Annotated in this window: 10 protein-coding genes; 6 read left to right on the top strand and 4 right to left on the bottom strand. The window is 71.2% G+C overall.

Annotated features, from left to right (window positions below):
- Positions 1–5: 5 nt before the first annotated feature.
- Complete coding sequence (locus I4Q55_RS07200) at positions 6–392, top strand: cold-shock protein (protein ID WP_086861937.1); 387 nt, start codon at positions 6–8, stop codon at positions 390–392.
- A gap of 6 nt (positions 393–398) precedes the next feature.
- On the opposite strand, the gene I4Q55_RS07195 is transcribed toward I4Q55_RS07200, so the two are convergent.
- Genes I4Q55_RS07195 through I4Q55_RS07185 form a run of 3 tightly spaced genes read right to left on the bottom strand, consistent with a single transcriptional unit; the run spans position 399 to position 3,625 of the window.
- A complete protein-coding gene (locus I4Q55_RS07195) occupies positions 399–875 on the bottom strand; it encodes a DUF2771 family protein (RefSeq protein WP_206785229.1) in 477 nt (158 codons plus the stop codon).
- Positions 876–884: 9 nt separating this feature from the next.
- A complete protein-coding gene (locus tag I4Q55_RS07190) occupies positions 885–2,807 on the bottom strand; it encodes an MFS transporter (RefSeq protein WP_206785228.1) in 1,923 nt (640 codons plus the stop codon).
- Between the two features lie 50 nt (positions 2,808–2,857).
- Entirely contained in the window at positions 2,858–3,625 is a 768-nt protein-coding gene (locus I4Q55_RS07185; RefSeq protein WP_206785227.1) for a glutaminyl-peptide cyclotransferase, read from the bottom strand.
- Here I4Q55_RS07185 and I4Q55_RS50925 point away from each other — a divergent pair.
- Complete coding sequence (locus I4Q55_RS50925) at positions 3,557–5,485, top strand: DUF3027 domain-containing protein (RefSeq protein WP_374194452.1); 1,929 nt, start codon at positions 3,557–3,559, stop codon at positions 5,483–5,485. The genes I4Q55_RS07185 and I4Q55_RS50925 overlap by 69 nt on opposite strands.
- Positions 5,482–8,289: a sacsin N-terminal ATP-binding-like domain-containing protein gene (locus tag I4Q55_RS07175; RefSeq protein WP_374194451.1), complete on the top strand. Its 2,808-nt coding sequence runs from the start codon at positions 5,482–5,484 to the stop codon at positions 8,287–8,289. Before I4Q55_RS50925 ends, I4Q55_RS07175 begins: the two co-directional genes overlap by 4 nt.
- A gap of 2 nt (positions 8,290–8,291) precedes the next feature.
- Here the strand turns inward: I4Q55_RS07175 and I4Q55_RS07170 are convergent, their stop codons facing one another.
- Positions 8,292–8,519: a DUF2530 domain-containing protein gene (locus I4Q55_RS07170; protein ID WP_086845005.1), complete on the bottom strand. Its 228-nt coding sequence runs from the start codon at positions 8,517–8,519 to the stop codon at positions 8,292–8,294.
- A gap of 82 nt (positions 8,520–8,601) precedes the next feature.
- Between I4Q55_RS07170 and I4Q55_RS07165 the strand changes: the two genes are divergently transcribed.
- The 3 genes from I4Q55_RS07165 (at position 8,602) to I4Q55_RS07155 (ending at position 12,138) form a co-directional block, all read left to right on the top strand.
- On the top strand, positions 8,602–10,071 hold the full coding sequence (locus I4Q55_RS07165; RefSeq protein ID WP_206785226.1) for an NCS2 family permease: 1,470 nt from the start codon (positions 8,602–8,604) through the stop codon (positions 10,069–10,071).
- A 265-nt stretch (positions 10,072–10,336) separates the two neighbouring features.
- Positions 10,337–10,768 (top strand): MarR family winged helix-turn-helix transcriptional regulator, encoded by a 432-nt coding sequence (locus tag I4Q55_RS07160; protein ID WP_206785225.1) that lies wholly within the window; start codon positions 10,337–10,339, stop codon positions 10,766–10,768.
- Between the two features lie 113 nt (positions 10,769–10,881).
- Entirely contained in the window at positions 10,882–12,138 is a 1,257-nt protein-coding gene (locus tag I4Q55_RS07155) for an MFS transporter (protein WP_206785224.1), read from the top strand.
- Positions 12,139–12,223 lie beyond the last annotated feature (85 nt).

The following is a 12,223-nucleotide window of genomic DNA, read 5'->3' as shown; positions in this document are numbered from 1 at the left end:
GGGAAGTGCCGACCGGCAAGGTCAAGTGGTACGACGCGGAGAAGGGGTTCGGGTTCGTCACGCAGGACGGTGGCGCCGACGTCTACATTCGCAAGGCCGCGCTGCCGCAGGGCGTCGAGGGGCTCAAGGCCGGGCAGCGGCTGGAGTTCGGCGTCGCCGACGGTCGTCGCGGTCCGCAAGCGCTCTCCGTCCGGCTGCTCGACCCGCCGCCGTCCGTCGCCGAGGCGCGCCGTCGCCCGGCGGAGGAACTGCACGGCCTGATCGAGGACATGATCAAGCTGCTCGAGCTGAAGGTGCAGCCGGACCTGCGGCGCAACCGCTACCCGGACCGCAAGCACACCAAGCAGATCGGCGAGATCATGCGCGCGGTCGCCCGGGACCTCGATCCCTAAAGCGCCCTACGCCTCCAGCCGGAGGCCCCAGACGTCGCTGGGCAGCAGGCCCGACTCGCCGGTGTCCGCGTTGAGCACGGCCGTGTACTTCTGCACGTCGACCGCCGAGATGCGGTCGGCGGGCGTCGGCGGCATGACCGTGTAGGCGTAGCGGTCCAGCGACGTGAAGGGGATCGGCTCGCTCTGCTTGTACTCGCCCTGCGGGGTCACGTACTCGTAGACGATCTGCCACGGCGAGTCCGCGACTTCGCCGGGCACCGAGATCTGCACCGGCTTGCCGGGGCGGACCTTCAGCGTCTGCGTCGAGCCCTTTGCGCTGCACGGCTGTGCGAGCCTCTGGGTGTAGTCGCACGTGAGCACGGGCGTGGTGTTGATGGTGTGGCCGTCGGCGTAGAAGGTGACCTCGGCCGGGCCGGGTGCCGAGCAGCCGGCCACCGCGAACCCACCGGCCGCAAGCAGGGCCACCACCCGGGAACGTCGCATGGCCGGAGCCTACCGGCGGGCCGTCGGGTCCCGGGGCAGGCCCTGGGCCGGGAAGCTGCCGGTCGGCTCGGGCCGCAGCGGCCGGTCGCCGCCGAGGCCCGGCACGAGCGAGCCGCCGCGGCGCACCAGGTACGTCTGGGTCAGGCCGACCGCGAGCAGGACCGAGATCACCAGGAAGCCGATCCAGTACGTCGGCGGCAGCAGCAGGCCGACGGCGCCGCCCATGCACCAGGCCAGCTGCAGCACGGTCTCCGAGCGGCCGAACGCCGACGCGCGCGACTCCTCGGGCAGGTCTTCCTGGATGACGGCGTCGAGGCTGATCTTGGCCAGCGCGCTGGCCGTCGCGCCGATCAGGCCGACGATCGCGGCCGTGGCCAGGCCGGGCAGGATCGTCGCGACCAGCGCGGCGAGCACGCAGCCCGCCACGCACCCGACGATCACCTGGTCGGGGCTGCCGAAGTGCAGGCGCGAGCCCAGCGCGTTGCCGAGGAACCCGCCGGCGCCGGCCGCGGCGCCGATCACGCCGAGCAGCAGCAGCTGCATGAACGGGGACTGCCCGCTGCCTTCGGTCTGCGCCTTGACCGCGAACGCGGCGAACATCATGAGGAAGCCGGTGAGCACGCGCACCGAGCCGTTGCCCCACAGCGCGACGACGATGTGGCGCCCCATCGGCTGGCGCCGTACCTTCTCCTTCGGGTGGGCCGAAAGCGACGTCGGCACCTCGCCCTCGGTCGCCTCCACCCAGGCCGGGATCCGCATCGACTGCACGGCGGCGGCGACGCAGATCAGCGCCGTGAACCACAACGCGCCCGCCGAGCCGGTGATGGCGTTGACCCCGCTGGCCAGCGCGCCGAACACACCCGCGGCGACCAGGCCGAACGTGGTCAGCCGGGCGTTGGTCTTGGAGAGCGTGATCTCCGACGGCAGCACCCGGGGTGTCACCGCGGCCTTGAGCACGGTGAACGACTTCGAGAGCACCATCATCCCGAGCGCGGCCGGGTAGAGCAGCCAGTCGTCGAAGTGCAGCGCCATCACCACGGCCATCAGGCCCTGGCCGATCGAGGACGCGCACATCGCCAGCCGCCTGCCGCGCTGCACCTTGTCGAGCGCGGGGCCGATCACCGGCGCGACCAGCGCGAACGGCGCGATCGTGATGAGCAGGTAGAGCGCCACCTTGCCCTTGCTCTCGCCGCTGGTCGCGGCGAAGAAGAGGGTGTTGGCCAGCGCGATCGCCATGGCCGCGTCGCTGGCGTAGTTCAGCATCACGGCGTAGGTCAGCGAGGTCAGGCCGGACTTCTCGGCGCCGTCGGCCTTGGTCGCGCGCTGGAAGGCGTCGACGGCCTGGCCGGTCAGCTGGCGGCTGCGCATCGCCGCCACCCGCGTGACGGTGATCTTCTTCGGCAGCTTCGGCGTGCCGCCCGGTGTCCGCGGCTCTTCCCGCGGCGGCGGTTCCTGCTCCGGCGGACGCGGTTCGCCGGCGTAGCCACCGGTGTCGTAGTGCTCGTATTCGCCGCTGCCGGGATGGCGTTCACCCTGGTAGAACCCACCGCGCGGTGGCTCGCGGCGGACCGGCTCGGTGCGGTGCGGGTCGTAGGGCCGGGCCCCGCGCGGGGGCGGCGGCCGGTGGCCGGTCGGCGCGGCCGCGGTGGGTGCTTCGTCGGCGTTCGGCACGCGGCCGTCGTGGAACCCGGCGCGCGGCGGCACGGGCCGCTGGACGCGGGTGGGCGGCTCGGCGTGGGACGGCGGCGGCGCGTTCCGGGGCTGGACGCGGGTGGGCGGCGGCGGGCTGCCGTGCTCGGCGCGCGGCGCGGCGGCGTCCCGCCAGGACCTGGCCTGCGCGGCGCCCGGTTCCGGCGTCCACCGCCGCTTGGACTTCCGGCCGCGCGGCTGCCCCGGCGGAGTGCCGTCGGAGCGGGAGCCGAAGAGTGCCACGTGTCAATCCTGCCTTACGGGGTACCGGTTCCGCCTGCTCATCCGTGCTTTCACGCCGGAGCCGGGACGAACCTCACCCGGAACGTGACCGGCCACTGCTTCCCGGTGAGCAGGAAATCGCCGGTGCCGGGGACGGCGGCGATACCGTTGAGTACGTCTTCGGCGCCCGTCGCGTTCACTTTCGCGCGCAGCTGACCTGCGTCGATAGTCCCGGTGATGCGACCGGTGGCGGCCTCGATCCGCAGGACGGTGTCGGTGTGCCAAACGTTTGCGTAGACGTCGTCGCCGACGCATTCGAGCTCGTTGAGCTGGTCACGGCCGACGTCGACCCCGCCGGTGACGGCGAAGGTCTTCGGGTCCCGGAAGGTGAGCCGCGAGGAGCCGTTGCTCATCACGAGGCGGCCGTCGGCCTGGTGGCACAGGCCCCAGCCTTCGCCCTGGTAGGGCACGCGGCGCAGCTCGGCGAGGGTGGCCGTGTCGCGTTCGATGGCGAAGCCGTCCTGCCAGGTGAGCTGCCACAGCGTCGGCCCGAGGACGGTGACGCCTTCGCCGAACAGCGGCGACGGCAGCGTGGCGGTGGCCCGGGGTGGGCCGCCGGCGGGGCCCGCGGTGAGCGTGGACCGCCCGGCGAGCCCGGTGCTCTCGTACAGGGTGTCACCGGCGAACTCGAGGCCTTCGGTGAAGGCGGCGGGGTCGTGCGGGAGGGTCGCCACGACCTGGACGGTGAGGCGTTCCGGCCCGGCCGGCTGTTGCGGGGCACCGGCACAGCCGCCGAGCGCGGCGGCCAGCAGCAGGACGGTGACGATCGGCGTGCGCACGATGAACAGCCTGGCACGGGCGCCGCGGATGCGTGCGGCACAATTGGCCACATGACTTTGCTGCTGACCCTGGACGACGGTTCCGTGCAGCGCAAACTCGCCGACGCGGTGGAGTTCGCGCGAGCTGCGGTGCTGGAGGACGCACCCGAGGAGCAGCTCGGAGCGCACGTGGGGGTCACCCGCGAGGACGCGGTCACGGCGAGTCACCTGTTCGAGGCCCAGGTCCCGGGCTACGGAGGCTGGCGCTGGTCGGTCACGGTGGCAACGGCGGGCGACGACGAGCCGGTGACGGTCAGCGAGGTCGTGCTGGTCCCGGGCCCCTCGGCGCTGGTGGCGCCGGCATGGGTGCCCTGGGAGCGCCGGGTGCGCGCGGGCGACCTCGGAGTGGGCGACATCTTCCCGACGGCGGACAACGACCCCCGCCTGGCCCCGGCGTACCTGCAGTCGGACGACCCGGCGGTGGAGGAGGTAGCCCGCGAGGTGGGCCTGGGCCGGGTGCACGCACTGTCCCGCTTCGGCCGCACCGAGGCAGCGGCCCGCTGGCACGCGGGCGAGTTCGGCCCCCGCTCGGACATGGCGCGCAGCGCGCCGGACGTGTGCGGGACGTGCGGGTTCTTCGTGCCGTTGGCGGGCTCGTTGCGCGGAGTGTTCGGGGTGTGCAGCAACGACATAGCCCCGGCGGACGGCCACGTGGTGGACGTGGAGTACGGCTGCGGAGCCCACTCGGAGGTGGAGGTCGAGGTGACCTCGTCGATCCCGGTGGCGGAGCTGGTGTACGACGATTCACTGCTCGACTTCACGCCGGCGCCGGAGGTCGCTTCGGAGGTCACTTCGGAGGTCTTGGAGACGGCGGCGGCCGAGCCGGAGACGGGCATCGCGGAGTCGGACGTGTCCCCGGCGGAGGTGGAGCCGGAGGTCGCAGAGCCGGCAGCCGCGGATGAAGTGGTCGCCGAGCCAGTGGGGGCGGCTGCCACGGTGCCGGAGGCGACGGAAGCCGAGCCCGAGGTGGCCGGTGAGGTTGCGGAGCCGGGTGAGCCGGTGGCTGTGGGGGTGGCCGAGCCGGTTGAGGTCCCCGAGCAGGTGGCCTCGGAGGCTGTAGAGCCGGAGGCCGCGGAGGTGGCCGGTGAGGTTGCGGAGCCGGGTGAGCCGGTGGCTTCGGTGGTGGCCGAGCCCGTCGAGGCGGCGCCCGCGCCGGAGGCGGATTCGGCTGGAGCGGTCGCCGAGCCGCTTGAGGCCGCAGGCGAGGTGACCGAGGTGCCGGTGGCGGCTGATGAGGTCGCTGAACCGGCCGCCGCGTCGGTGGAGGCCGAGCCCGTGGCCTCGGCGGCGCCGGAAGTCGCCGAGCCGGTCGTGGCGGAGGTGCCGGAGCCGGCGGAAGCCGAGCCGACCCAGGCCGAGGTGACCGACGCGACCGAACTGCAGGTTGCCCCCGAGTCGCTCGAAGTTCCGGCCGAGGCGACCGAGGTGCCGCCGGCGGCGGAGTCGGATGCGGCCGAGGTGGATCCGGTTTCGGCTGAGGTTGCAAAGTCGGCTGGTGGTGCTTCTCCGGCAGAGGCCGTGGTGCCGGAGCCCGCCGATGCCGAGCCGACCCAGGCTGAGGTGACCGATGCGGTTGCCACGCCTGAGCCGGCTGCGGCGGGCGAAACCGCCGTGCCGGCCGGGGAGGCGGCGCCGGAAGCCGAGCCCGCTTCGGCCGAGGCGGACGAGCCGCCGGCAGCTGAGTTGCCCGAAGCCGTCCAGGTCGAACCGGCCCAGTCTGGAGATATCGAGTCCACCCTGGAGCGGGAAGGGACCGAGTCACCCGCCGCCTCTCAACCCGACGAAGCGCAAGCCCAGATCGACGACTCTCCCGAGCGGTGAGCACCCACATCGGCGAGCCGTCCGATCCCTTCGGGACCGCGCGGCTTCGTGAGGCCACCCTGCGCTCCTGGCGGGACTCGCCCACGCGGCTCACCGAAGACACCAACGTCGAACGCGATCTGCGTGTTGGTGCCTATCGGGATCGGCTCTTCGTCGAACTTGCCCAGAACGCCGCCGATGCCGCCATGGCCGCGGGTGCTCCTGGGCGGGTTCGGGTGTCCCTTGTGGACTCCGAACTCCGGTTCGCCAACACCGGCGCCCCGCTCGACGCGCGGGGTGTCGCCTCGCTCGCGTCGCTGCGGGCCTCCGGCAAGACCGGCGATACCGTCGGGCGCTTCGGCGTCGGGTTCGCCGCCGTGCGGACCGTCTCCGATGAGCCTTGCGTTGCCTCCGCCACCGGGGGTGTCGTCTTCTCCGCCGAACGCACCCGGCACGCCGTCGGCACCGACGGGGACGTTCCCGTCCTGCGGCTTCCGTGGCCCGCCCCCGCCGACGTTCCGGCCGGCTTCGACACCGAAGTCCGGTTGCCGCTGCAGGATGGTGTCGATGGACGATCCCTTCTCGATGAACTTGGCCGCGATGTCGCCGATCTGCTTCTTGCCTTGCCGTGGCTCGAAGAATTCGACGTCGATGGTCGCGTTTGGACACGGGAAGCCGATGGTGACCTTGTCGCCATTCGTGGTCCGGAACGGGAGACGCGCTGGCTGACCCACCGTGGCGACGTCGTTTGGGCCGTCCCGGTCGGCGCCGATGGTGCGCCGAAGCCGCTCGAAGAAGACGTTCTGCACGCCCCGACGCCGACCGACGACGGGCTTTCGCTCCCTGCCCGGCTGCTCGCTTCCGTGCCGGTCGAACCGTCGCGCCGTCGTGCGCTGCCCGGTCCTGAACTGGTGAAAGCGCTTGGGGCAGCAGCGAAAGAGTACGTCGAGCTCGTCCGGCTGATGCCGGCCGAACACCGGTTCGCACTTGTTCCGACACCCGGCTTTCCTCGGTCTACTGTAGACGCTCAATTGCGGGACGCGGTGCTGGAAGTCCTGAGTGGAAAACCGTGGCTGTCTACTCAGGACGGCGGTGAGGTCTCCGGCAGGCAGGGGCGGGTGCTCGACGTCGCCGTGCCCGGCCTGTCCGCGCTGCTCGCCGATCTCGTTCCCGGTCTGCTCGAGGGGCCCGCGCAGGTTCTCAAAGCCGTTGCGGTGCAAGTGATCCGCATCGAAGAGGTGCTGGAAACGCTTACCGGCGTCACCCGCGATCCGGGCTGGTGGCGGGAGGTCTATGCGGCACTGGCGCTCGCCGTCGAGTCGCACGCGCTCGCCGTCGAGCGGCTCGAAGGTCTGCCGGTTCCGCTCTCGGACGGCCGGACGCTGCCGGGTGCTCGTGGCTGCCTGCTCGTGGACGGCTCCGCCGAGCTTCTCGATCTGCTGTCCGACGTGGACATTCCGGGGCTGCGGCTGGTGCATCCCGCCGCGTCGCACCCGCTCCTGGAACGCCTGGGTGCCAAGCACGCCGACGCCCGCGAGCTGCTCAACGCCGACCAGCTGCGTGACGCTGTCGAACGCAGCGTCGAGGACGTCCGGTCCGGATTGGACGGTACGACGCTCGCCGGCGCCGTGCTGCGGCTGATCGCCGACTGCGGGGACGATGCCCCGCGTTGGGCCGGTGCCCTCGCCCTCCCCGGCACCGGCACTTGGCGCCGCGCCGACGAACTCGTCCTCCCGGCCTCGCCGCTGCTGGACATCTTCGACGAAGAGGTCTTCGAGGAAGACGGCGCGATGGACGTCCTCGACGAGGACTTCGCCGAGGACTGGCCGCCGAGCACGCTCGTCGCCGCCGGGGTGCTCGACTCGTTCGCGGTGGTCGTCGACGACGAGCCGCACGAGCCCGACCACGACCTGCCCGACGAAGAAGCCTGGTGGGACTCGCTGCCGGAGCCGCCGTCGACGCTCGTCGCGATCCGGGACCTCGACCTCGTCGCCGACGATGCCTGGCCCGCGGCCATCAGGCTGCTCGCCGCGCGACCCGAAACCTGGCACGCCCTGCGCGCGCCACGAGGGCACGCCGCCTGGTGGATCGCGCAGTACGCCGTGCTCGAAGGCGCCGCGCCGAACGAATGGCGGCTGCCGGACGCCGATCTGGCGGGGCTCTTCGACGAGGTCCCCGACGTCGGCCTGAGCGAAGAACTGCTCCGGATCACCGGGGTGCGTGCGGACCTCGCGCTGTCCGGTGTGGACGAAGCCAGGGACCTCCTCGACCGGCTCGCCGACCCGGACCGCGTGATATCGCCCGGGCTGGCCGCACGCGCCTACGACGCCGTCGTCGAGTCCGGGCTGGAGCCCGGTGTGCCGCGGGCGGTCCGGGCCGCGGACGGGTCCGTTGTGGACGACGCGCTCGTCCTGGACGTCCCATGGGTTGCCGGAGCGCTGGAACCGGACCGGTACGTCGTCGCGCCCGAGGACCCGGAGCGGCTCGCGGACCTGCTCGACCTGCAGCTCGCGAGCGCGGAGGAAGCTCGGGTCGTCAGTGAAGGCGAGTACGCGCCCTGGGGCGAGCTGCCCGCGCTGAAACTCGTCGCTGACCAGCTGGGCATCTCGCTCCCGGACGGCGGCGTCCTGGTGCACGACCCGCTCACCGTGCGCATCGAGGGCGCCGAACACGACGTCCAGTGGTGGTCCGACGACCGGCTGCACGCGGCCGACACCTCGGAAGGCCTGGCCCGCGCGTTCGCCTGGGCGGCCGGGCGCTGGCCCGACCGGCACCTGATCACGGCGCTGCTCGACGACCCCTCGCCGCGGACGTTGCTGGCCTGACCCTAAAGGCGCTGCGCCGACTTCGACCCGCGGCGGGCGGCGGCGCGCTGCCAGCCGATGATCGCCAGGCCGACGAAGCCGAGCGCGAAACCGGACAGCGCCGTCTGCACCCACAGCCCAGAAGTCGTGAAGAAGAGCACTACCAGCGCGACAGCCCAGATCGAGGTGCCTACGATCACCACCGGCGTCAGGTCGGTCAGCTTCTTGGGCAGCTCCGGCGTGTGCCGCAACGAGCCCGTAACCTCCGGTGGATTGATCGGTTCACTCACGAGGTGCAGGGTACTCCGCAGCAGCGACAGAATGGGCAGGCGAATGGCGGAGCAGGAGACGACCCGCACCGGGACGTCCACACTGGACCGGTTCTTCAAGATCACCGAGCGGGGGTCGACCGTGTCGCGCGAGCTGCGCGGCGGCCTGGTCACCTTCGTCACGATGGCCTACATCGTGGTGCTGAACCCGCTGATCATCGGCAGCTTCTCGGCCGACGACGCGGGCGCGCACAAGGACCTCGTCGGCGGCATCCTGCCGGTGCCGCAGGTCGCCGCGGTGACGGCGCTCGTGGCCGGCGTGCTGACCATCCTCATGGGCCTGGTCGCGAACTACCCGTTCGCCATCGCGACCGGCCTGGGCATCAACAGCCTGGTCGCGGTCACCATCGCCCCGCAGATGACCTGGCCCGAGGCGATGGGCCTGGTCGTGATCGAGGGCGTGATCATCGTCCTGCTGGTGCTCACCGGGTTCCGGACGGCGGTGTTCCGGGCCGTGCCGGCCGCGCTGAAGTCCGCGATCGCCGTCGGCATCGGCGTGTTCATCTGCCTGATCGGCCTGGTCGACGCCGGGTTCGTGCGCCGGCTGCCGGACGCCGCGCACACCACCGTCCCGGTCGGCCTCGGCATCAACGGCTCGATCGCGTCGTGGCCGACCGTGGTGTTCGTCGTCGGCCTGCTCGTCACCGGCATCCTGGTCGTCCGCAAGGTCAAGGGCGCGATCCTGATCGGCGTGCTGACCTCGACCGTGCTGGCCATCGTCGTCGAGGCGATCGTCAAGGCCGGGCCGTCGCAGGGCACGAACCCGAAGGGCTGGAACCTCGGCTACCCGGCGCTGCCGGACCAGGTGCTCGGCCTGCCGAACCTCTCGCTGGTCGGCGACGTCTCGTTCGGTGCCTGGACGCGGCTGCCGATCATCACCGTCTGCCTGCTGGTGTTCACGCTCGTGCTCGCCGACTTCTTCGACGCGATGGGCACCATGACCGGCCTCGCCAAGGAGGCCGATCTGCTCCCGAAGGACGGCCAGCTGCCCAACGTCGGCAAGGCGCTGTTCGTCGAGGGCCTCGCGGGCGCGGCCGGCGGCTTCGGCTCGGCCAGCTCGAACACGGTGTTCGTCGAGTCCGCGTCGGGCATCGCCGAAGGCGCGCGGACGGGGCTGGCGAACGTCGTCACCGGCGTGCTGTTCCTCGCCGCGATGTTCCTGACCCCGCTGTACCAGGTGGTGCCGGTCGAGGCGGCCGCCCCGGCGCTGGTCGTCGTCGGCGCGATGCTCATGTCGCAGATCCGCGAGATCGACTTCACCGACTTCTCGATCGCGCTGCCGGCGTTCCTGACCATCGTCGTCATGCCGTTCACGTACTCGATCGCGAACGGCATCGGCGCCGGGTTCATCAGCTACGTCGTCATCCGCGCGGCCACCGGCAAGGCCCGCCAGGTGCACCCGCTGATGTGGGTGATCGCGCTGGCCTTCGTGGCGTACTTCGCGGTCGGCCCGCTCCAGGCCGCGTTCCGGTAGGCAGCCCCGGATCTTCAGGGCTTCGTCGAGGACACCCCGGCCGCGCTCGAATTCGGCGGCCGGGGCCTCGAACCGCACCGTCACGAGGGCGTCGCCGGCGACGGTCACCCGCCGCGGCACGCCTTCGCATTCGTAGGCAGACCTGAAGTTGCCCCCGCTCCGCTCCCCAGGTTCCCGCTCCTGGTGAGGACGCGCGGGGTGTTCCAGGTTGCGGATTGACCGAGATCACCCGTGCGGACGAAGTTTCGTAAGGTATGCTAACTATATGTCCGGCGACACGCACGAACGCTCGTTGGCGAGCCGTCTGCGTCTCGCGGTGGTCCGGCTCAACCGCCGGCTGCGGGCACAGCGCGTCGGGGACGACCTCACGCTGACGCAGGTCGCCGCGCTGTCCACCCTGCACAAGTGCGGTGCGCTGACTCCGGGTCAGCTCGCCGCGAAGGAAGGCGTCCAGCCACCTTCGATGACGAGGGTGATCGCCGCGCTCGAGGAACTGGGGCTCGTCGAGCGGCGCCCGCACCCGACCGATGGCAGGCAGGCCATCGTCGAGCTGACCGAGAGCGGACTGGCCTACGTGCGGAAGGCCATTTCCGTGCGGGAGGCGTGGCTGGACAGGCAATTGGCGGAACTCGGCGACGAAGAGCGTGAAGTGCTCTCCAAAGCCGCCGAAATCATAGACAGGATGGCGGGGAACTAACCACGGTGACGGCCACGGGTAGCGAAACCAAGCGTTCGATCCAGACCACTGCTACCCGGGAAACGGCCTCACCGCCGTCCGCGTCACCACCGTCCGAAGCCAAGCGCGGCAGCATGTTCGCCTCGCTGCGCGTGCGCAACTACCGGCTGTTCTTCACCGGCCAGGTCATCTCGAACATCGGCACCTGGATGCAGCGCATCGCCCAGGACTGGCTGGTGTTCACCCTCAGCGGCAACAACCCGATCGCCCTCGGCATCGCGGTCGCGCTGCAGTTCACGCCGACGCTGTTCCTTTCGCTGTGGGCCGGCGTCCTCGCCGACCGCGTCGACAAGCGGCGGCTGCTCACCTGGATCCAGGCGGCGGCGTGTTCGCAGGCCGCGATCCTCGGCGTCCTCGACATCACCGGGCTCGTGGAGCTGTGGCAGGTCTACGTCCTGTGCTTCACGCTCGGCATCACGGCGTCTCTCGAAGTGCCGACGCGGCAATCGTTCGTCGCCGAAATGGTCGGCCGGGACCAGATCGCGAACGCGGTCGCGCTGAACTCGTCGATCTTCAACATGGCCCGGATCGTCGGCCCGGCCATCGCCGGGTTCGCGATCACCTGGATCGGCACCGGGTGGCTGTTCGTCGCCAACGCGCTCAGCACGGTCGCGGTGATCACCGGGCTGGTGCTGATGAACCCGGACAAGCTGTTCCGCGTCGCCGCGGTGCCGCGCGAGAAGGGACAGCTGGCCGAGGGCCTGCGGTACGTCCGGCGGCGCTCCGACCTGGTGACGGTGATGGTGCTGGTGCTGTTCGTCAGCACGTTCGGCATCACGTACTTCAGCTCGCTCCCGATCGTGGCGGCGAACGTCTTCCACACCGCGGCCGACGGCTACGGCCTGCTGTCGACGCTGGTCGCGGTCGGCACCTTCACCGGCGCGGTGATGTCCGCCCGCCGCGGCACCAAGGGACGGCCGCGGGTGCGGCTGCTGCTGGTGTCGGCGTTCTTCCTGGGCGTGTTCGAGCTGGTCACGGCGTTCATGCCGACGTACCTCACGTTCGGCCTCGGCCTGATCCCGCTCGGCTTCGCCACGATGACGTTCCTCAACACGGCGAACGCGCTGGTGCAGACGTCGGTCAGCCCTGAGATGCGAGGCCGGGTGATGGGCCTGTACGTGCTGGTGCTGATCGGCGGCAACCCGATCGGCGGGCCGATGGTCGGGTGGCTGGCCGATCAGTTCGGCGGGCGGTCTCCGTTTTACATCGGCGGGGCGGTTTCGGCGGTGGTCGCTGTGGTGTGTGCCGTGGTGCTGATCCGGCGGGGTGGGGTTTCCTGGCCGGTGAAGCGAGGCCTCGGGTTGCGGGTGCTGAAGCGCGCGAAGGTCTGACAGCGAGTATCGGTTTGTGTCCATGGCGTGACCGTAAGGACGGGCACCGACAAAAACCGGCGATCCGCGGTCGCATGTCACCTGG

Origin of the sequence: Amycolatopsis sp. MtRt-6 (assembly GCF_017308975.1) — a bacterium.
Lineage (GTDB): Bacteria > Actinomycetota > Actinomycetes > Mycobacteriales > Pseudonocardiaceae > Amycolatopsis.
Note: the sequence above shows the minus strand (reverse complement) of the source record. Positions and strands in the feature narration are given on the sequence as shown.

Bases quoted from the DNA above. Each gene is read 5' to 3' on its own strand.
- I4Q55_RS07160 (WP_206785225.1), top strand. From the start codon at position 10,337: ATGTCCGGCGACACGCACGAACGCTCGTTGGCGAGCCGTCTGCGTCTC.
- I4Q55_RS07195 (WP_206785229.1), bottom strand. From the start codon at position 875: ATGCGACGTTCCCGGGTGGTGGCCCTGCTTGCGGCCGGTGGGTTCGCG.
- I4Q55_RS07165 (WP_206785226.1), top strand. From the start codon at position 8,602: ATGGCGGAGCAGGAGACGACCCGCACCGGGACGTCCACACTGGACCGG.
- I4Q55_RS07155 (WP_206785224.1), top strand. From the start codon at position 10,882: ATGTTCGCCTCGCTGCGCGTGCGCAACTACCGGCTGTTCTTCACCGGC.